21 protein-coding genes are annotated in these 21002 nt (G+C 55.2%); all 21 read right to left on the bottom strand.

What is annotated here, in order from left to right:
• Positions 1-6 precede the first annotated feature (6 nt).
• On the bottom strand, positions 7-1323 hold the full coding sequence (gene der / locus ACULM0_RS00290) for a ribosome biogenesis GTPase Der (protein ID WP_463678455.1): 1317 nt from the start codon (positions 1321-1323) through the stop codon (positions 7-9).
• Positions 1316-2626, bottom strand: coding sequence for a DUF512 domain-containing protein (locus tag ACULM0_RS00285; RefSeq protein WP_463678454.1), 1311 nt, complete (start codon positions 2624-2626; stop codon positions 1316-1318). Before ACULM0_RS00285 ends, der begins: the two co-directional genes overlap by 8 nt.
• A 15-nt stretch (positions 2627-2641) precedes the next feature.
• Complete coding sequence (pgeF, locus tag ACULM0_RS00280) at positions 2642-3391, bottom strand: peptidoglycan editing factor PgeF (protein WP_463678453.1); 750 nt, start codon at positions 3389-3391, stop codon at positions 2642-2644.
• 47 nt (positions 3392-3438) lie between these two features.
• On the bottom strand, positions 3439-3906 hold the full coding sequence (gene nrdR / locus ACULM0_RS00275) for a transcriptional regulator NrdR (RefSeq protein ID WP_463678452.1): 468 nt from the start codon (positions 3904-3906) through the stop codon (positions 3439-3441).
• Positions 3907-3918: 12 nt separating this feature from the next.
• Positions 3919-5088, bottom strand: a complete 1170-nt coding sequence (gene ftsZ, locus ACULM0_RS00270; RefSeq protein ID WP_463678451.1) for a cell division protein FtsZ — start codon at positions 5086-5088, stop codon at positions 3919-3921.
• 114 nt (positions 5089-5202) lie between these two features.
• Positions 5203-5547: a small basic family protein gene (locus ACULM0_RS00265; protein WP_463678450.1), complete on the bottom strand. Its 345-nt coding sequence runs from the start codon at positions 5545-5547 to the stop codon at positions 5203-5205.
• Positions 5544-6263, bottom strand: coding sequence for a DUF881 domain-containing protein (locus tag ACULM0_RS00260; RefSeq protein ID WP_463678449.1), 720 nt, complete (start codon positions 6261-6263; stop codon positions 5544-5546). The genes ACULM0_RS00265 and ACULM0_RS00260 overlap by 4 nt, the downstream gene beginning before the upstream one ends.
• A 9-nt stretch (positions 6264-6272) precedes the next feature.
• On the bottom strand, positions 6273-6986 hold the full coding sequence (locus ACULM0_RS00255; RefSeq protein WP_463678448.1) for a DUF881 domain-containing protein: 714 nt from the start codon (positions 6984-6986) through the stop codon (positions 6273-6275).
• Positions 6987-7003: 17 nt separating this feature from the next.
• Positions 7004-7714 (bottom strand): cell division protein FtsQ/DivIB, encoded by a 711-nt coding sequence (locus ACULM0_RS00250; protein ID WP_463678447.1) that lies wholly within the window; start codon positions 7712-7714, stop codon positions 7004-7006.
• Complete coding sequence (murG, locus tag ACULM0_RS00245; RefSeq protein ID WP_463678446.1) at positions 7707-8816, bottom strand: undecaprenyldiphospho-muramoylpentapeptide beta-N-acetylglucosaminyltransferase; 1110 nt, start codon at positions 8814-8816, stop codon at positions 7707-7709. Before murG ends, ACULM0_RS00250 begins: the two co-directional genes overlap by 8 nt.
• 4 nt (positions 8817-8820) lie before the next feature.
• Complete coding sequence (locus ACULM0_RS00240) at positions 8821-9909, bottom strand: FtsW/RodA/SpoVE family cell cycle protein (RefSeq protein ID WP_463678445.1); 1089 nt, start codon at positions 9907-9909, stop codon at positions 8821-8823.
• Positions 9867-11258 carry a UDP-N-acetylmuramoyl-L-alanine--D-glutamate ligase gene (gene murD, locus ACULM0_RS00235; protein WP_463678444.1) on the bottom strand — a complete coding sequence of 464 codons (1392 nt, stop codon included), beginning with the start codon at positions 11256-11258 and terminating at the stop codon, positions 9867-9869. The genes ACULM0_RS00240 and murD overlap by 43 nt, the downstream gene beginning before the upstream one ends.
• A gap of 13 nt (positions 11259-11271) precedes the next feature.
• Positions 11272-12210, bottom strand: a complete 939-nt coding sequence (mraY, locus tag ACULM0_RS00230; RefSeq protein WP_463678443.1) for a phospho-N-acetylmuramoyl-pentapeptide-transferase — start codon at positions 12208-12210, stop codon at positions 11272-11274.
• A complete protein-coding gene (locus ACULM0_RS00225) occupies positions 12207-13661 on the bottom strand; it encodes a UDP-N-acetylmuramoyl-L-alanyl-D-glutamate--2,6-diaminopimelate ligase (RefSeq protein WP_463678442.1) in 1455 nt (484 codons plus the stop codon). The genes mraY and ACULM0_RS00225 overlap by 4 nt, the downstream gene beginning before the upstream one ends.
• 3 nt (positions 13662-13664) lie before the next feature.
• Positions 13665-15563 (bottom strand): penicillin-binding transpeptidase domain-containing protein, encoded by a 1899-nt coding sequence (locus ACULM0_RS00220; protein WP_463678441.1) that lies wholly within the window; start codon positions 15561-15563, stop codon positions 13665-13667.
• Positions 15564-15644: 81 nt separating this feature from the next.
• Positions 15645-16103 (bottom strand): hypothetical protein, encoded by a 459-nt coding sequence (locus tag ACULM0_RS00215; RefSeq protein WP_463678440.1) that lies wholly within the window; start codon positions 16101-16103, stop codon positions 15645-15647.
• Positions 16104-16123: 20 nt separating this feature from the next.
• The gene (gene rsmH / locus ACULM0_RS00210; protein ID WP_463678439.1) at positions 16124-17047 is read right to left on the bottom strand and encodes a 16S rRNA (cytosine(1402)-N(4))-methyltransferase RsmH; all 924 of its coding nucleotides are present in this window, start codon (positions 17045-17047) and stop codon (positions 16124-16126) included.
• 18 nt (positions 17048-17065) lie between these two features.
• Entirely contained in the window at positions 17066-17497 is a 432-nt protein-coding gene (mraZ, locus tag ACULM0_RS00205) for a division/cell wall cluster transcriptional repressor MraZ (protein ID WP_463678438.1), read from the bottom strand.
• 134 nt (positions 17498-17631) lie between these two features.
• Positions 17632-18354 carry a prolipoprotein diacylglyceryl transferase gene (gene lgt, locus ACULM0_RS00200; RefSeq protein ID WP_463678437.1) on the bottom strand — a complete coding sequence of 241 codons (723 nt, stop codon included), beginning with the start codon at positions 18352-18354 and terminating at the stop codon, positions 17632-17634.
• Positions 18355-18372: 18 nt separating this feature from the next.
• Positions 18373-19638 carry an EF-P 5-aminopentanol modification-associated protein YfmH gene (gene yfmH, locus ACULM0_RS00195; RefSeq protein ID WP_463678436.1) on the bottom strand — a complete coding sequence of 422 codons (1266 nt, stop codon included), beginning with the start codon at positions 19636-19638 and terminating at the stop codon, positions 18373-18375.
• On the bottom strand, positions 19635-20921 hold the full coding sequence (gene yfmF / locus ACULM0_RS00190; RefSeq protein ID WP_463678435.1) for an EF-P 5-aminopentanol modification-associated protein YfmF: 1287 nt from the start codon (positions 20919-20921) through the stop codon (positions 19635-19637). The genes yfmH and yfmF overlap by 4 nt, the downstream gene beginning before the upstream one ends.
• Between the last annotated feature and the right edge of the window lie 81 nt (positions 20922-21002).

Genomic DNA, 21002 nt, shown 5'->3' with positions numbered 1-21002 from the left:
CCCTCCTTAATTCTTCCTCATTCTCGGGACCAGACGAATTGGCGTGCCGGAGAAATCGAAGTTCTTCCGGATCTGGTTCTCAAGGTAACGCATGTAAGAGAAGTGTGCCAACTCAAGGTCGTTGACAAAAACCACGAAGGTAGGCGGCTTGACGCTTACCTGGGTCATGTAGAAGATCTTTAATCGCTTGCCCTTGTCCGAGGGGGGTTGGTTCATGAGAATGGCCTCGGAAATAATGTCATTGAGCAAGCCCGTCTGCACGCGCATCGCGTGGTTGTTGGCAATCGCCTTGGACTGGTGCAGGATCTCGAAGATCCGCTGTTTCGTCAGTGCCGAGACGAAGAGCACCGGTGCATAGGGCATGAAGGCCAGTTCATTTCGAACATCCTTCATGTAGGCCGCATGGGTCTTGTTGTTCTTTTCGATCAGATCCCACTTGTTCACCACGATCATGGCGGCTCGTCCCGCCTCATGGGCGTACCCTGCGATTTTCTTGTCCTGCTCCGTCACGCCCTCCTGGGCATCGATGATGATCAGGCACACATCTGAACGCTCGATAGCCGTTAGTGACCGGATGACCGAGTAGTGCTCGATGGCCTCGTCGATGCGGCTCTTGCGCCGGATCCCTGCTGTGTCGATGAATACGTAAGATTCCTCGCGGTAGCTGAAGGGCGTATCGATAGCGTCTCGGGTCGTCCCGGCGATGTCGCTGACGATGACGCGGTTCTCCCCAAGGATGTTGTTGATCAGGGATGATTTACCGACATTCGGCTTACCGATGAAGGCGATGCGCAGCGTCTCTTCATCGTAATCATCGAGGGGATGCTCGGGGAAGGATGCCACCAGCTCATCGAGCAGATCGCCAAGCCCCAAGCGGTTGGCCGAGGAGATGGGCATCGGTTCACCGAGGCCGAGGCTATAAAAATCGTAGAATGTCTCGGGCAGATCTGCCGTGTCCACCTTGTTGACAGCGAGAACGATCGGCTTTCTCGACTTGCGGAGCATCATGGCGATCTCCTCGTCGGCATTCGTGAAGCCCGTGCGGCCGTCCAGCATGAAGAGAACGACATCGGCCGTCTCGATGGCCAGTTCAGCCTGCAAGCGCATTTGACTCAAGATCACATCCGTGGTATCAGGTTCGATACCGCCCGTATCGATCATGACGAACTCATGGCTCAACCATGATACATCTGCATAGATGCGGTCGCGCGTGACGCCGGGGGTGTCCTCGACAATCGAGATTCGCCGACCGGCGATGGCGTTGAAAAAGGTGGATTTTCCCACATTGGGACGCCCCACGACGGCGACGATTGGTTTACCCATTGGATTCATTCCTTTCAAAAATAGACAGGAGTGCCTTGGGGTCCACAGGGACCGCCAGTACCTCCGTCTGATAATAGTCTCTCAGCTCTGTGAGGGTCGTGTCATCGAGCATCATCTCGCTGTTCTCTCGTAGCATACTCCGCGGGATCAGTAGCGTTCCATGATCCTGCTCAGGGTGGAGGGTTCGCAAGAGGTCCTCGCCCACCACGAGACCCGACACGGTGATCTTCGGACCGAAAAATTGATTTTCCACCGGGAGGATCGACAGATCCAGCCCCGGATGCGCTTCGTTCAGCGGAGCCAGCTGTTCCTTCAAAAATGATGCTGCGGCAGTGCCCGTCACCAGCGTGTACTTTCCCGACATGGTCCCGGCCCCTTCGAGGGCGCCGGTCAGCTCCGTCTGGAACCAGCGAAGGAGACCGACCCCATCTTCAAGGAGCTGAAAACCCTCGTAGGCAGCGGCAGATGGAAGTGGTGCCTCGGCCTTGAGGTAGAACTCATCGGCGACGAAAACGAGTCGTGTCCCTCGGTCGGCCAAGTTTTTCTCCCAGCTACCCTGGCACCTGTGGATTGTATCTAGAGCGACGTCTCCGTCCACATCCGGTATCTGCGCCAAGCCTTCCCTGTATTTCGTCTTACCCAGGGGAACGACGGCTACGGAGGCGAAGTGATTGCTCAGCCCGGCCAGGTCTTCCAGGGTTTTCGACAGCACTTCACCATCGTTCATTCCAGGGCAGAGAACGATCTGCCCGTTGACAGTGATCCCACCCTCCGTGAGCTTGCGCAGCTGTTCCATGATTTTCCCCGCCCGCTTGTTCCCCAGCATCCGCTTCCTCAGCTCGGGGTCCGTTGTGTGGATGGACACATTGATCGGGCTGATGCCGTAGGCGATGATCTTGTCGAGCTGGCGGTCCGTCATGTTCGTGAGCGTGACAAAATTCCCCTGCAGGAAAGAGAGTCGTGAGTCGTCATCCTTAAAATATAGACTCTCTCGCAATCCCGTGGGGAGCTGATCGATGAAGCAGAAGACACACTGGTTCTGACACCGCTTGGGGTCGTCCATAATGGGGTTGACGAAGGTCGCCCCGAGCTCATCTCCATAGGTTCTCTCGATGGTGAGGTGACGACTTTCGCCCGACTGTGTCTCGATTTCCATCTCGAAGACAGCCTCCGAGGTCAGATAAAGAAAATCCAGGACGTCCTCTACTATCGTCCCATCGATGGTCAGCAGGAAATCCCCCGCCTTTACGCCCGCTCGATCGAGGACAGAATCCCTGGCAATGCTTTCGAACTGTTGTGTCATCTGACTTCCTTCTTTCTACTCTTGCCTTCTCTCGTCGAGAACCAAGGCTGCGATCATCAGACCGCCTCCCGGCTTTCTCCTATGAGAGAAATAACGGTGGTTGCATATGGTGCAGTCCTCCGATCGATGGATCGAGGAAAGGGGGAGACCCATCTCGACGAGGAGATCTGCGTTGAAACCCTTTAAATCTAAATTATAGTGGTTTGCGGCCGTCTTTTCAAGGTATTCTCTCACACGACTTCGGTCGAGCGCCTCAACCACGGGCTCGTCCACCTCGTAACAGCAATCGCCGGCCGCTGGCCCGATCAGAGCCCTCAATTCGCCGGGGACCGTCCCGTAGCGCTCTTGCATCTGCCGCACAGTGTGGTGAACGATGCGCACGGCTGTGCCCTTCCATCCGCTGTGGATCAGACCGATGGCATGGTGGACGGGGTCGTAGAGGTAGATGGGCACGCAGTCTCCGTGAAAGGTTACCAAGACCCTTCCGGGCACATTTGTAACCAGGGCATCCCCAGCACCTAGTGGTGATGGGCAGTTGGCAGCCGTCTCTGAACCCACGACGAAAACTTCCTTGCCATGCACCTGCTTCATGAAATAGACGGCCTCATCACCTACGCCCAGATGTTTTTGCAAGGTGTGAAAGGCCGGTACGGGATCGTGGGAAAGGGCAAAATCGTGAGGCTGGTCCGCGAGAACGGGGTGACGATCGGTAAAGAGCGCGCGGATACCCTTACCAAGATGATGGCTCAAGTCTTGAAAACCCATGGATCTCTCCTTCGCGTATCCAAAAAGAAAGACCAAGTGATGTGCACTCAGTCTTCGGTACGTTTCTCGTTTAATAGTTTGGTCAGTTCATCGACAAAGGTGTTGATGTCTTTGAACTGCCTGTACACCGAGGCGAAGCGCACGTAGGCCACCTCATCGAGTTCCTTGAGCCCCTCCATGATCAAATTTCCAATCAGGGCCGAGGGGATTTCTTTCTCCATGGTGTTGTGGAGCTTTTTCTCACACCAGTCCACGAGGGCCTCCATCTGATCGATGGACACCGGTCGCTTCTCACAGGCACGGATGATTCCGTTGAGCACCTTCGATCGGTTGTAGGATTCACGCGCCCCATTCTTCTTCACAACGATAATCGGCACCTGCTCCACCTTCTCGTAGGTGGTGAAGCGGTTGCTACAGGCCGCGCATTCACGCCGCCTCCGGATGACATGTCCATCCTCCGTGGGACGGGAGTCGATGACCTTGGAATCGTTCTGATCACAAAAGGGACAACGCATCGATCGGCCCCCTTAGTTTCGTTTCTTCCGAAGGAAGGACGGGATATCAAAATCCTTGTCCACCTCGGGTTTCACGACACTGACCTCTTCTTCCGTCTCACCTGTGTCCGCCGCTTCTTCGGCAACCGGTTCTTCGGCTTCAGCTCTCGGTTGATGCCTCCGCTCGGCTCGCTCCGAACGCTCTTCACGGCGCTTGCGGATCTCTTCTGTATGAATGGTATCCACGGCATCTCCTTCAAACCCTGTGGCGATGACCGTTACCTTGATCTCATCTTTCATGCTCTCGTCGATGACCGTACCGAAGATAATCTCGGCATCGGGGTCGGCTGCTTCTCTCACGAGGTCGGCAGCTTCGTCGGCTTCGAAAAGACCGAGGTTAGCGCCGCCGGTAACATTGATCAGGACGCCCTTGGCACCGTTGATCGTCGTTTCGAGTAGCGGGGAGTTGATGGCCATCTTGGCCGCTTCCACCGCACGGTTCTCTCCGCTGGCGGTGCCGATCCCCATGTGGGCGAGCCCCTTGTTGTTCATCACGGTATGTACGTCCGCGAAGTCGACGTTGATCAGACCGGTCTGCGTGATGAGATTCGAGATCCCCTGCACACCCTGTCGGAGCACATCGTCGGCGATGTTGAACGCCTCGAGAATGGTCGTCGTCTTCTTGGCTATGGCAAAGAGCCGATCGTTAGGGATCGTCACCAGGGTGTCGACCTTCTTCTTGAGCTCCTCGATACCCATCAGTGCATTTTCCATGCGCTTTTTACCTTCGAATTTAAAAGGCTTCGTCACAACACCCACGGTCAGTATGCCCATTTCCTTGGCAATCTCTGCCACGATGGGTGCCGCCCCCGTTCCGGTGCCACCGCCCATTCCGGCGGTGATAAAGACCATGTCGGCCCCTTGCAACGATTGATAGATGTCGTCGCGGCTCTCCTCTGCGGCCTTCTTCCCCTTCTCAGGATTGGCGCCTGCGCCGAGACCCTTGGTGAGTTTCTCACCGATCTGCATTTTATAGTCTGCCTTCGACTTGAATAGCGCTTGTTTATCTGTATTGATGGCAATGAAAGATACGCCTTCGACCTGGCCTTCGATCATGTTGTTGACGGCGTTATTCCCGCCGCCACCGACACCGATGACCTTAATCTGGGCGCCCTGTTCCATATCTATATCGAGTTCTAACATAGCGGTATACCCCCCTAGTTGTTGCTAATAGATTTCGTTACTCAGTTGTTGTTCTCGTGAATAAAACTACTATATATAGTATAACCCACCTTGACATTTAAAGTAAATGCTTTTTCACGATTTTCTTCGCATCCTTTCGATGGCCTGGCGCCTGATAATCGCAATATTGTTGAACAGTCGTGTCCCGAAAGCAAAAATCGCCGCATAGTACATGGGCACACCGATCTGATCGCCGATGTAAGCGAGCACCGTGGCCAGGAGAAAATTCAAAAGGAAACCGGAGAGAAAAATCACGGTATCAAATTTGCCGTACAAGTTGGCCCGGATGGCACCTACCACCGAGTCGATGGCGGCCAAGAGACCCACGGAAACATAGAGTGCATACCCCGTGCTGATGCTAAAGGGAATGACGAAGCCGATCACCACGCCGATAAGAATTCCGATCAATGCTACGATCAAGAGGCATCACGCTCCTTTGGTAATAGATAGTCGTAATCAAGTTGTCCACGGTAGGCGGGGATCGTTAGGGATACCGCTGTGTTGACCTCCACGAAGATGCCCCACTGTCTCAAGATGTACCCGTATCGTCCTGGGGCGTTGACCGCCGACTCCAAGTACTTGCGATCGCCTATGGCCTTGATGATAAAGGGCTGGGCGAACTGCTGTCCGTTGATGTTAATCGTCGGTCCGTTGCAGACGATCTGGGACTTGGAGAACACATAGCGCTCCCCGTTGATGCTGATGGCCTCGGCACCCGCGGCCTTGAGATCATCCACGATCGCACGAACATCGAGATCGTGGACGATCAAGTTGTTCGGATCCTCGTGTTCACCGAGCTCGCGGTCGGCATCATTGACAATGATGATGACCCCTTCACCGCTGAGCGGTACCAAACCGGCTTGCATCCGCGTCTGCTCGATGCGCTCTCCGAGCACATCGATGAGCTCATCGGGATCTTCCACGCGCTCGAGCTCGTCGATTCGCTGGTGCACCTCTCCAATCTGATCCTTGAGCTCGCGGACGGCATCACGCTCCTGCTCGAGCATGACGAGATAGGTGTTGAGATCACGAAAGGAGATGTAGGTGATGCCTTGATCGATAATCCGAAAGAGCGAGACGGAGAGCACCCCGAGGAGCAGGCCGAGGAGCAGCCGTTGCTTATGGGGTTTGGTCATCGTACGTCACTACTCCTTCGCCGGTACGGCATAGTCGAACTGAATGCGTTTGGTGTATGCGGGGAGGGATACCAGATCCTGCTTGAGAATATCCACATAATAACCGCGGTCTCTCAGGCGGAAGGCGATGCCGAAACGCTGGCTCAGCGCACCTTCAAGGGTCTGGGGATTGCCAACGGCACGAATTTGATAGGGTAAGGAAAGCGGTACATTGTTCACGTTGATCGCGTTACCGGCCGTCCGGATTTCGCTGGTGCCCACCAAACGCTCTCCATTGATACTGATGGCCTCGGCGCCCGCCGAGTGCAACTCGTTCACCATGGAAAGGATCATTTCGTAATCATAGATAATATCCACTTCCACCTGAGCCAGTTCCTCCGGCGGGTTGTCTACGGTCACCAAGAGCCCGGGGCCCTCCACTTCCGTCAGTCCGGCGAAGAGTTCCAGGGTCCTGAGCTCTTCGCTCAGCCGTTTGATCAACACGTTGTCTGCCGAGTAGGTTTCCTCGATCTCGCGCAACTTGGCCCTCAGGTCGTTGAGCTCCTGTTCGAGCAGCTCCTTCTCTCCTCTGAGATCGGCGATCTCGTTGACCATTTCGCTCGTTCGCCGGTAGGTATTGATATCAGAACTCGATCGCTGCACGAGCTTGATTTGAAAGGCGATGATCACACCGAGCACGATGCTGATCAGGCCGATCACCAGATATTCTTTCCACTTCTTCATTTTCTATCACCTGCTGTTTAGTTTCCAAAGGGTTTATAAAACGGGAGTCCATCCGTGCTCACATCTATGGTTCCCTCGACAACGCCTTTCCCCGATAGGTTCTCGTGGATGTTGACAAAATCGTTGAACCGGGCTTCCGCTTTCTCACCATCACCAAAGTTCACGTTGAAGCCTTCGGTCATAGAGAAAAAGATTTCATCCCCGATCAGTTTGACCGTGGGTAGCGGATCGAGATGGGAGGTGTCAAAGAGTTTCATCAGCACCAGCATGTTATCGAGCAACCAGGGTTTGTCCACTTCGATGGGCTCCCCCGTTTTGAAGGAGCGGTATTCGAACCCCTCGATGATATACCCGCGGGGCTCTTCCGCCGGACCAGCGCTGAGCACTATGGTCTCTGCGTCGATCGATAGGTACAGTTCCCCGCTCTTCAGGTAACAGAGGTGCTCGCGAAAGCGCAGCTGTACGTCCACGGCATCCGGCCAGACCTTCTTGACCACCGCTTCTTTCACCAAGGGGTGCTCTTTGAGTCTATCGGCTTCCTCGTCTGTGTCGACCAAAAAGAGATTCACACCCTCTCTCAACCGCGAAAAAGTTGTGAGATCCGCCTGATTAAACCGTTCATCCTGCGTAAAGGTGATCTGCTTGAGATTAAAAAAGCCTGTGTAGAGCAGCCCCCCTAATAGGAGCAAGGCGACCAGCGCGAACAGGATGGTGGCCTTTCTAAGCATCCTTCACCTCGAGCGTGAGTGAGCGTACGATCTCTTCAACAGCCTGGGTGTTCACGATCCCCTCGCAGGCCTCGGACATCTGCTCCCGACGCGAAGGATCGGCCAGAAGTGCCTCGAGGGTTTCGATGAAAAGGGTTCGATTGAGGTTCTTCTCCTCGAGCATCACACCGGCCCCGTGATTTTCAACCACACTGGCGTTGTAGCGCTGGTGATCCTCCACCACATTGGGCGACGGGATAAGGACCGAGGGCACGTGGCTGAGGACAATCTCCGTCAGTGTGCTCGCGCCGGCACGGCTCACGATCAGATCGGCCGCTTGAATTGCCCGGGGCATGTCGTAGAGAAAGTCCTTGATAACGGCATTCGCACCGGGTTTTAGCCCATTGGATACACAGTATTCGTGAAAATTCTCTTCATGATGTCGGCCGGTGGAGTGGATAAAGCGGTAGTCCTTTCGATTTCGAAAATGGTGTAAGGCATGGGCCATCATCTTGTTGATCGTCTCCGCTCCACCGCTTCCACCGACCGACAAGATCAAAAGTTCGTTTTCCTCGAGGTCGTAGGCTGCACGACAGTCCTCGCGGTTCTGCAGTTGAAAGGCCTTTCGAACGGGATTGCCCGTGTAGAGCAGGTTATCCTTGTTTCCGAAGAAATCTCGGCTCTCCTCAAAACTGATGAAGACCTTCTTTGCCCATCGGGCCATAAAACGGTTCACCAGGCCGGGATGGGCATTCTGCTCGTGAATGAAATAGTCAATGCCCTGGCTCTTGGCGGCAAGGAGCACAGGACCGGAGACGTATCCCCCCGTGCCGATCACGGCGTCGGGCCGAAAGGTCCTGATCAGCTTGCGCACTTCTCCTACGGCCTTGAACAGCATTCTGAGGGTCCCGAGGTTTTTCATCGTCAGTTTTCTCCTGAGACCTTCGATTTCTATGGTCTCAAAATCGATCCCCTCTTTGGGGACGATGTCTGCCTCGATACCCCTGCGCGTGCCCACGTAGAGGACCTCTAGGTCCGGATGACTTTTTCGAAGCGCTTCGATAATGCTGATGGCGGGATAGACGTGTCCTCCGGTGCCACCTCCGGTGACGATGATTTTCAAAAGATCAACTCCTCTGATGCTTAGAAATGTTGAGGACAATACCCATGGCCGTCAAAAGCACCACCAGGTTCGTGCCTCCGTACGAGATGAAGGGCAAGGGGATTCCCGTCGCAGGGATCGTGTTGGTCACTACGGCCACGTTGATGACGAGCTGTGCTGCCACCACGAGCCCGATGCCCGATGCAATATAAAATCCGTAGGGGTCTTGTGCCCCTAGGGCCGTCTTGAAAATACGGTAGATCAACAAGATGAACAAGAGGATCAGCAGGCTCACGCCGATGAAACCGGTCTCCTCACCGATTGTCGCCAGTATGTAGTCGTTATGGGGCTCGGGGATGTAGAGCTTGTTCTTCAGGCTCTGGCCAAGCCCTACCCCCGTGAGTTTCCCGCTGGTCAGCGCCATTAGGGATTGCACCGTCTGGTACCCCGTGCCCAGGGCATAGGCGAAGGGATCCATGAAAGCATCCAATCGCTCCTGTCGAAAACCGGTGTTCGTCACGACGTAGTAGACAAACCCGGTACCACCACTGGCGATAAAGAAGGTGTAGAACATATTGAAATCACTCAAAAATAGCATGCCAAAGCCCGTGGCCCCAATGATGATCGCCATGGAGAGGTTCGGCTGTTTCAACACGAGAGCGGCCGGTATCAGAATAAGGAGACCTAGTGATAGATACCCTCCGATGTTCCGTTTAATCAAGTGTTTGCGCGTTAGAAGGTGGGCTAGTGCGAGCACCAAGATGATTTTCATCAGTTCCGAGGGCATAAAATCCGGTAGGAAGGGAACATCCAGCCAGCGCCGGGCCCCGTTTCTCACCTCGCCGAAGACGAGCACGTAACCCAATAGGAAGATGCCCCCACAATAGGCCAGCATCACACCCCAACGGTACTTGCGGTAATCGATCTGGGAGACCACCATCATCGAGAGGAAGCCGATGGCGGTGAATAGGATCGTCTTGTTGAAAAAATGATAGCGATCGCCGTAACGGACCATGGCGTAGTAATAGCTCGAGCTAAAGATGAAGAAAATGCCGATCAGAAGCAGGGCGCTTATGAAGAGGACGAGGTACCAGTCGATGCCTTTTCTTTGCACGTTAATTCACCCACTCTACTCTTGAAATGATCGCCGCGATGTTCGTAGCTCTCATACATGTCCCAGCTGGCACAGGCCGGTGACAAGAGGACCACTTCGCCGTCGACGGCACCAGCCGCCAGCCAGCCCACAGCATCGTCTAACAGATCAAAGGTAGCCGTTTCTACCTGCGGTGCTTCATTGGCGATGGCTTCAGCCAGTGCCTCGCGCGTCTCTCCGATCAACGCCGCCCGCTTGACACGTCCCGACATGAAACGTGCAAATGCCGTGAAGTTCGATCCCTTGTCCATGCCCCCCGCCAGGAGATTGACGGGGACGTCGAAGGCCTTCAGACCCACGATCGCGGCCTCGGGATTGGTGGCCTTCGAATCATTGTAGTATGTCACACCCTGACAGGTGGCGATCCGCTCGATCCTGTGCGGTACGCCGGCAAAGGTCCGCAGTCCCTTGACAATGGTTTTGAAGGGAATCTTGGCCAGGTAGGCGATGGCCACGGCGGCCATGGCGTTCTCTAGGTTGTGATCACCGGGTAGAGAGAGTTCTTCCCGATCGATCAGAGCTAGGTGTTCACCATTTTCCGATACGGTGATTGCCCCCTTGTCGAGGTAGACCCCATTGGCCAGTGCCTCTTGCCTGGAGAAGTACAGGACGTTGGACGGTGCCAGCTTGCCGAGGGCCCGCGTATAGGGATCGTCATAGTTCAGCACAACCCAATCGGTGTAGGTTTGGTTCTCGAACAATCGGGACTTGGCTTCGACATAGGCCGACATGGTACCGTGCCGGTTGAGATGATCCGGTGTGATGTTCAAAATGGCAGCGATCTTCGGGGTGAAATCCACCGTCGTCTCCAGCTGGAAGCTCGAGACTTCGCAAACGAACCATCCGTCTTCAGAGACCTCTTCCACCATGGAGATCACCGGTGTGCCGATGTTCCCCACCACAGCGTGCTCCCTCTCTGCCAATTCGAAGAGGTAACCCACCAAGCTGGTGGTCGTGGTCTTTCCGTTGGTGCCCGTGATCCCTATGAATGACGCCTTAGCCTGACGGTAGCCGAGCTCGAGTTCCCCGATCACCTCAACCTGTTCTTCGATCGCACGCTTCACGAGCGGAATCGTAGGCGGGACACCGGGGCTCAGGATCACCAGGTCATAGCCTTCGGTCGTCTCCGGTTGTCCACCCAGGTGGGTGTTGACATCTCCCGGTAGCTCCGCTAGGATCTCTCGTAGCTCTTCCTCCGTTTTGAGATCCGTGAGCGTGACCTCGGCTCCTTGGGCAGTGAGGTAGCGTACCAAGGCAACCCCGCTGCGAGCAAGCCCCACCACAAGTATGGAAAGTCCCTTCACTTGCATGTTCGATTCCTCCTTAACGTGCCAACAGCCATAGCGACAGTAGCGATCCGACCAAAGAGGTCAGCGCAAAGATCATCACGACCTTTGTCTCGTGCCATCCTCCCAGTTCAAAGTGGTGGTGTAGGGGGCTCATGCGGAAGATCCTGCGCCCGGTTTTCTTGAAATAGGCAACCTGCAGGACCACGCTCAACGCTTCCGCCACGTAGATCACGCCAAAGACCGGCACCAGCAGGATCACGTCGAGTTGTGCCGCCAGGGCGAAGACAGCGCCACCAAGGGCGAAAGCACCTAGATCGCCCATGAAAATCTTGGCCGGATACCGGTTGAACTTGAAAAAGGCCAAGAGGCCGCCGGCTAACATCATGGCCGTGACCGCGAGCGATCCTCTTCCCGACAGAAGACCGACCGCTGCCAAGAACAGGATAACAACGCCGCTAACACTGGCGTTTAGACCGTCGAGACCATCGGTCAGGTTCACGGCGTTGGTCAGCGCCACATAGACGAAGACCATAAAGGGAATGTAGAATACCCCCAGCTCAAGTAAGCCGTACCAGGGGACGTACAGGGCGCTCGTCCCCTGAGCGTAGAGAAGGCTCGAGGCAACAAGTCCGATGAAGAGTTGACCCAAAATTTTTTTCCTGGGGCTGAGGCCCTCGTTGGATTTTTTGACGATGATCAGATAATCGTCGTAGCCGCCGAGTAGCGCTGATACGATCGTGACTACCACGACGAACAGACTCCCCCCGTCGGTCTTGAGATGAAGGGCCATGGCCGCTAGGAAGGCGATTAGAAAAATGAGTCCGCCCATAGTAGGGGTGCCCTGTTTTTTCAAGTGACTTTGCGGCCCTTCTTCACGGATGATCTGTCCGAACTTGAGGATGCGTAGCTTGGGGATGAGCGCCGGCCCGAGGACCAATCCGAAAAACAATGCCGCTAAAAATCCTGTGATCAACGCGCTGCTCCTTTCGCAAGGTACTTTTTGGCCACTTCGGCATCGTCGAAGTGATGCTTCTCTTTGCCGATGATCTGGTAGGTCTCATGTCCCTTCCCCGCGATGAGAAGTGTATCTTTCGGTGTCATCCTGACGATGGCCCGACCGATCGCCTCTTCACGGTCCACAAAGCGCTCGAAAAGCGTCTCTAGAGGAAAGCCCTCCACCACATCGTCCAGGATGCTTTCGGGATCCTCCGTCCTGGGATTGTCGCTTGTGATGATCACCACATCGGCCCCTTCTGCCGCCGCCCGCGCCATGAGGGGACGTTTCCCACGATCCCTGTCGCCACCGGCTCCGAAAACGCAGAACAACCTGCCTGCCGTCAGCGGGCGGAGGACCGCCAGGCTCTTCTCGAGCGCGTCGGGTGTGTGTGCGTAGTCGACGAAAACACCGCTCTGGTCCACGCGCTCCAACCGCCCCGGTACGCCGGGTAGATCCGCCAGCGCTGCCACTGCCCGCTCTACGGGAATCGCCATCGCGTGGAGTGCGCCGATGACGGCCAGGGCATTGTGAATATAGATGCGTCCGAGCATCGATAGGGTCACTCTATAGTCTTTTCCATCCAGTGTCAAGGTGAAACGGCTCCCCGTGATATCCGTCTCGATATCGTGGGCGAAGAGATCCGCCCGGGGATCCTCTAGACTGGTGGTCAAGAGGTATCTTCCCGCCTGCTGGTCGGCGAGTCTCCGGCCATGATGATCATCGATGTTCACCACGGTCCACAGGCACGCGTCGAAGAGGCGTGCCTTCGTCAGGAAATACGCCTCGATCGTCTCGTGGTAATCCAGATGGTCCTGGGAGAGGTTCGTGAAGATGCCCACTTCGAAAGAAAGAGTCGCCACTCTTTTCTCTGCGATGGCATGAGAGGAAACCTCCATGAAAACACGATCCACACCGGTCTCAATCAGGTTAGAGAAGGCGTCGGTCAGCTCCGGAGCCAGCGGTGTGGTCATCCCAGTTTCGATTTTTCCCCCTGCCCATTGGATGCCCAGGGTGCCGATGGTCGCCGATGGGGTGCCCAGGCGTTCCGAGACCTGGTGGAGCATCGTCACGACGCTTGTCTTACCATTGGTGCCGGTGACGCCCAATAGGCGCAAGCGCTCTGCGGGGTGCCCTGCCAGGTGTTCCGACAGATGGGCGAGGGCGACCTTCGTGTCCTTCACGCGGAAGATCGTTCCTTCCGCTGGTGAAAAGTCCGGGGGTACCACCTCCACGACAAAGGCACGACACCCACGACCGTACGCGTCGGATAGGAAGTCATGTCCATCGGTCTGTTGTCCCCTCAGGGCCACGAAAAGACTCTTCTGCGTGGCCCTGCGCGAGTCATAGGCGATGTGGTCGACCCTTGGGTCGCCATCGCCTCGCGCTAGCTGGTGGGGTACGTTGCGCATCAATTCAAAAGCTGTCATGATTTACTCCTCTAGATACAGGATCACGAGGGAACCTTGTTCTAGGCTCGTGCCCTCTCTCGGGTACTGTTTATTGACAATCGCCGAATCATCGGCGGTTTCCAGTGGTTCGGTGGTCATGCTGAGCTTGGCACTCGACAGAATCTCCCTGGCCTCTCCCAGCGTTTTGTTCTTCAAATCGGGCACGATGACCTCGGCTCCCTCGGACATCTTTGGCTCGATCCCCAAACGCTGGAGGGTGTCGCCCATGATCTCGCCTGCAATCGGCGCCGCCACACGGGATCCGTAGCTTTCTCCCTTCGGTTCATCGACCACAACGAGCACGATGGCTCGCGGGTCCTCCACCGGGGCGAATCCGATGTAACTGGAGACGACCTTATCACTGTCATAGAGACCATCGACGATTTTCTCGCTGGTACCTGTCTTGCCGCCGGATCGAATACCCGGTATATAGGCCAGCTTCCCCGATCCGTTGACCACAACAGACTCCATCATGAGACGGATTTTCTCGCTTGTATCGGCGCTGATCACCTGTCGCAGGCGGTATTCCTCCGCAGGCCGCTCTTCGCCGTCCACGGCCTTGAGCACATGGGGGCTGATGAGATGACCGCCGTTGATAAGGGCGCTCGTGGAAGTGATCAGGCGGATCGGGGTGACGCTGAGCCCGTGTCCAAAGCTCACGGTCGCGAGTTCCACGGGGTTGAGCTGTGACTGGCTGTACATGATCTGTCCCGTCTCCGCTGGCAGATCGATGCCCGTACGGCTGTAGAAGCCCAGGAGATCCAGATAGTCGGCAAAGAGGTCGCGACCGATGGATAAGCCCACCTGAACAAAAACAGGGTTACAGGAGTTCTCCAGCGCTTCGGTCAGGGTCTGGTCCCCATGGCTTTGCGGGTAGACCCAGCAATGAATGCGGCTGTCTGCCACCTTGATGGACCCCTCTCCTATGTAGTGGGTGTTGGGCGAAGCGATGTTCTCCTCGAGGGCAAAGGCCGAAGTGAAGATTTTAAAAGTTGACCCCGGCTCATAGGTGCTGCTCACCATGGGGTTCAGCCACCGTTCGAAGACCTCCCCCGGTTCTGCGCCCTCGAGCACTGCGCGACTCTTGTTTGGATCGTACTGGTCCGTGCTGGCCATGGCCAGCATCTCTCCGTTCCTGGGGTCCATCACGATGGCGTGAACGCTCTTGGCGTTATGAAGCTCCTGTGCCTCTTCTATTGACTTCTCTACGCTGTGTTGTAGGGCGCTGTCGATGGTCAGCATCAAAGTGGCTCCATCGATGGGATCGATCACCTGCGTGTCGATGAAAGGCAGGCTGTTCCCGTTCACATCGACCATGCCGGTGCGGTAACCGTCGCGTCCGGCCAATCGATTTTCGTAAAAACGCTCGACTCCAGCCTCCGCCGTTCCGTAGTCGTTGATGTGGCCGACGATCAGCGAGGCCAGGGAACCGTTGGGATAGATCCTGCGGGAGGAACGGTCGGTCCATAGACCCGCGTAGGTACTATTCTCGATCATCTCGGCGGTTTTGGCATCGAGTCCGTCGGCGAGGCGGGCGATGCCACTGGTGCGATCGAAAGCCTTCTCTAAGTCGTCACGCTCCAAACCCAGGTTCTCCTCGAGCCAGGTCATGGCTTCCCCCGGGTTATCAAAGGTATCAGGCCGCGCCCAGAGCGTATAGGTCTGCAGACTCGTGGCCAGCGGGTCGCCCCACCGATCGACAATCTGTCCGCGCCGGTGGGAGATTGGGATTTCCTTGATTGCATATTCCTCTGCGCGCGCAAAATACCCCCGCAAATCGAGCACCTGAATGTCCAGGAGCTTGTATACGAGCGTTCCCAGGACGGCGAGGATCAGCAGATATATAAATAACAGTTTGATTTTCGAACCCTTTTGCGGCATTTTCATCACATCCTTCCCCATTATAGTACGCCCTTTTGTCCTTCACAAGAACATTCCACCAATAAGAAAGAAGCACAAAATTTAGTTTTGTGCTTCGGCCACTTTCGATTCTCTTGGCGCCAGACTGTAGTGCCAAAGATCATTGATATAAACGATCTGCTCCTTTGTGGGGTAGATCATATGTAATTGTTCCGTGGCCACCGTCTCGATACGTTGCAGGTTCATGCTGGTGTCGATGGCTACCTCCAAGCGCTCCACTTCTTCCCCGAGGGCACCGATCTCTCGTTGCGAACGATTGATCTCATCGCTGAGTTCACAGAGGACGGACCACTGGTTGATGTTGAGAACGACAAAGAGGACGAGCACCGTGCCGACGATCAGCGCTTCTGTCGTACGACTGCGGCGGATTTGCTTCTTCTGGGCGCGTTGCTTGCGATTTCGCTCGAGATTTCGACATCGATCTTGCAGATGGTGGGTGTAGCGTTCATCCGCATAATCGATCACTTCGTACGTTGGTTGCAATTTTCTCGCGGCTGACACTGGCTTTCACCCCGCCTTCCCTATCGTCTCTCTGCGACACGCAACTTGGCGCTTCTCGCTCTCGGGTTCTCTTCGAGTTCTTCCTCCGAGGGGAGAATCGGCTTTCGCGTGATGATCTTGACTTCCTGTTCCTTCTCACAAACGCAAACGGGGAACTCAGGTGGGCAAATACATGGTTTCGCGAGTTCCTTGAAATGGTTTTTCACGATGCGATCTTCCAAGGAATGGAAGGTGATGATCGCCACGCGTCCACCGGGGGACATGTGCTTGATGGCCGCATCGATGGCCCGGCTGATGACACCCAGTTCGTCGTTCACCTCGATCCGGATGGCCTGGAAGGTCCGTTTGGCCGGATGGGGTCCGTCTCGTCGGGCGCCCTTTGGGACGGCCTTTTTGATGACCGTGACCAGTTCTTCCGTGGTCTCGATCGGTCGCTCCTGGCAGATGAACTCGGCGATGCGCTTGGCCCATCGCTCTTCTCCATAGGAGGTGATGATCTCGGTGAGTGCTTCTTCCGAGTAGGTGTTGACCACATCGGCGGCTGTCAGCGATTGTCTGCGGTCCATTCGCATGTCCAGCTCCCCATCGGCCATATAGCTGAAGCCACGCTCTGCCTCATCGAGCTGGTAGGAGGAAACGCCCAGGTCCAGCAAGAGGCCGTCTATGGTCTCGATACCGAGATCCGCAAGCACTCCTTCTAATTCGGCGAAGTTGCTCCTGTAGGGGATGAAGCGATCGCCAAAGCGTTCGAGATGTTTGGTCGCCGCCGCCAAGGCTTCAGCATCTTGATCGATCCCGATGAGTCGCCCTGTGGTCAGCTCTTCCAGGATGGCCTCGGCGTGTCCGCCTCCACCCAGTGTACCGTCTACGTAAGTGCCCTCCGGTCGGATGTTCAAGCCTTTTATACAGGCATCCCGGAGCACTGAAATATGATGGAAATCCATGGTCTGCTCCTCCTCTCGTTAGATACCCAGCTCGGCCATTTGACCCGCGATGGTGTCGTAGTCTATGTGATCGGGATGGTTGTAGTCCTCCCATCCTTCTTCTGACCAGATTTCGATGCGCGTACCCACTCCGAGGATCTTGACCTCCTTGGTGAGCATCGCGTGTTCTCTGAGCGGTTGCGGTAAGGTGACGCGCCCCTGTTTATCAAGGGTGCACTCCGTGGCACCGGAGAAGAACAATCGGACAAAGGCCCTGGCGTTCCTGTTGGTCAAGGGAAGCGCTTTCAGCTTCTCCTCGAAAATCTGCCACTCGCCGGAGGGAAAGATGAACAGACAGCCATCGAGTCCCTTGGTCGCGTAGAAGGGTTCCCCCAGATTCTCGCGGAATTTCGATGGGATGTTTATCCGTCCCTTGGTGTCCAGATTGTAATTGTATTCACCGATGAACATAGGACATCCCCCACTTGTAGGGATAATTACCCACTCTTCCCCACTTCCAACCACCTTTAGCTACATTATACGCCCAATTGGAACTTTTTACAATGAAAAAAAACCCCCGAATCACGGGGGTTCCAAGGATATTCTTATTGTTTTTTCCGATGTTGGTAGAGGTACACACCGAGGCCGATCATCAGGATGCTGATCAGCTGGGCCACCCGGATGGGACCGAGCATCAGGCTGTCCGTCCTGAGCCCCTCGATAAAGAAGCGACCGATACTGTAAAGAATCAGGTAGAGGGCGGCCAGCTGTCCGTTGAAGGCCCTCTTTCGCAGGGTGAACATCAGAACTCCAAAGACCAGGAGATTCCAAAGGCTCTCGTAGAGAAACGTGGGGTGCACGGCCACGCCGTCCACCACGATGGCCCAGGGTAGGTCCGTCGGCCCCCCGTGTGCTTCACCGTTTGCATAGTTCCCCCACCGACCGATGGCCTGGGCCAAGATCAGGCCCGGCGCCACGAAATCGGCGATCTCCCAGAAGTTGAGCTTTCTCTTCTTACAGAAGAAGTAACCGACGACCACGCCGGCGATCACCCCGCCGTGAATGGCGAGCCCACCACTTCGGATATTGAGCATGGCCATCAGGTCACCATCGTAATAACTGAGGTTAAAGAGCACGTAGTAGAGTCTGGCACCGACGATCGCCGAGGGGATCACCCAGAGGACCAGATCGAGCAGGTCGTTCTCAGCGTATCCCTTTCTCTTACCGAGTTGTAACAAGAGGGCGGCGGCGAGGAACATCCCGGTGGCGATGAGCAGGCCGTACCAGCGGACCTCGATGCCAAAGAGTGTGAAGGCTATAGGGTTCATCTGTGGATTCCTTTCTCTTTAACGGATCACGCTAAGTGAAGCGTGTTCAATCACAAAGTGTTTGTTGAATATCTCCGTCACCTCTTCAAAGGTGATCTGATCGAGGATATCAAGGTAGTCGAAGACGTTGATTCCCTTCATATCATAGCTGATGAAGGCATTGGCCATGGCCTGGGGGGAGTTGAAAGAACTGATGAAACGCCCTTTTCGTTTTTTCACCACGCGATCGAAGTCGGTTCGGCTCAGACCCTTTTCCTTGAGCGAAGCGATCGCCTCGAAAAATCGGTCGCGCACCGCTTCGGGTTCCTCGGACTCTCCGCTGAGCACAGAGTAACCGTAGCCCACGCCAAAGGTGTAGTCGGCCGAGAAGTTTTGATCGATCATCCCTTCATCGTACAGCGACTTGTAGAGATCGGATCCCCTTCCGAAGTTCATGTCCAGGAGAAGTCTCATGGCGATGGAGTGCTTGTAACCCACCACCGAGGCATCATCTTTGAAACCGAGGGTAAAGAGCGGAGTGGAAACCTCCATTTTTTTCTCCAGGAAAGACTGGAGCGGTAGCGTGGGCTCCTCGGGGAGCAGGAGCTTGCCCGTCGATTGTCTCGCTAGGAACTCTGGCTCGAGGTACTTCTCCACGCTCGCGAAGGCTTCCTCGCGATCGAGGTCTCCGATGATGAAGAGCGCCATATTGTCCGGGGTGTAAAAACTCTCGAAACAAAGGGTCAGGTCCTCGATTGTGATATCGGTCACCGACGCCACCGTACCAGCAATATCCTCCTTGATCGGATGCTCGCGGTACATGGCCTTGGTGATGTTGAAATATGATTGCCATTCGGGATCGTCATCGTACATGTTGATTTCCTGGGTGATGATCCCCTTCTCCTTCTCTACGTTCTCCGGTGTCAGGTGAAGGTTCTGAACGAAATTCATCAGGTAACCCAGTCCCACATCAAAGTGGTCCACCGTTGAAAAGAGATAGACGGTGGAGAGATAGTTGGTGTACGCGTTGACATCGGCCCCGATACGAGAGAACTTCTCGAAGGTGCTTTCCGCCTGGTCCTCAAAGATCTTGTGCTCGAGAAAATGGGCGATACCCAGTGGCATCTCGTGCACCTCTCCTTCACGCTCGAAACGGTTGTAGAGGGCTCCGTAGCGTGTGGCGAAGAAGGCGTGTTTTTTCGTATAGTCTTTTTTAGGGATGAAGTAGACCTTAAGCCCCGAGGAGTGTTCTGCTACGTAGAGCGTTTCCCCCATGCGTGTGTACTCTCTCTTCTGAATCTTCACGCCATCTCCTCCCCTTGTTCTTCCTTTTTGATCACGCTGATGGTGTCGAGGGCAAAGGTATTTGCCGCGGACATGATTTCCTCGCGCGACACCGTCTGGATGCGCTCGAGTTTACGCTCAAGATCAAAACTCGATTCCAAGATGGTGTGACCATAGTAATAATTGATGAAGCTGTTCGGGTAGTCCGAAATTGAACGGGTAGAGGAAACGATGGCCTTCTTCGCCATGTCGATCTCCTCATCAGAAAAACGACCGGCACGCATGTCAGCCACATTCTCTTCGATCAACCGGAGGGCTTCGTCCACGTTCTCGGTGTCCACTCCTGAAGAGATGAGCATCAGCGACTTGTACTTCTCCAGGCGCGAGAAGATATAGTAACAGAGACTGTGCTTCTCCCGAACATTCTTGAAGAGCTTGCTCGAGGCGCCTCCGCCGAGTATCGTAGAAAAAAGAAGGGCTGCTTCAAAATTTCCGGACTCATAGGCAATATCCGTCCGGTAACCCAGGGTGAGTTTCCCCTGCTTGACCGGCATCGCTTCTTCAAAACGTCTCACCTTTTCGACCTGATTGCCCAATTGCTCGCGCTCTAGCTCCACCGGTCGATCGAGGGGCCAGAGTAGATTGGTCCTGACCTTCTCGATCACGTTTTCGGGATCGATATCGCCGATGACCACGATGTCAATGGGACTGGTCTTCATGATGTTCTCGTAATGGGTGAAGAGGGTGGTCCCATCGATGGCTTCCAGCTCCTCCAGACTCCCGTACTCGTGCATCCTGTAGGGTTCGTCGGCGCACATATGCTCGATGCAGCGTTCAATGGCATAGACCACCTTATCGTTCTTGCGACCCAGGATCTCCCGTCTCAGGTTCGCCTTCTCCTGTTCCACATAGGGGACGTAGAAGGAGCCCTCCTCTAGGTAAGGATTGCGAAGCACCTCCCGGAGGACATCAAAGGCCTCGCCGAGCACGGACTCGCCGAGGTGTTTTTTGTTCGGTACCATGAGCTTGTACTGTAGCACTTGCTTCTCTCCGTACTTGTGCACGTCGCCGATCAGGACAGATCCGTAGAGTTCTTCCAGCCGCCTGTTGACCTCTGTGCTCGTGGGAAGATTGCCTGTACCGCGGTGCAGCACACGTGTCAACAGTGCATTCTTCGAAGCCTCTTTTTCCGATAACGGTCGCTTTATGTATACGCCGATCAGATCGGTCTTGAATTTCTCGGATTGAACCAAGTGTAACCGGACCCCATCTGCAAGGTCCAGGATCTTCAGATCATTAATCATCTCTGCATCTCCTTTCGTTGTCTCGTGTCTTCATTATAGTACAAATTTCCCCACGCGTCACATCATCATTGCCAGACGGGG

It is taken from the genome of Halotolerantifilum yawarlongkerapense (genome assembly GCF_054506745.1).
This window is presented reverse-complemented; position numbering and strand designations above follow the sequence as displayed.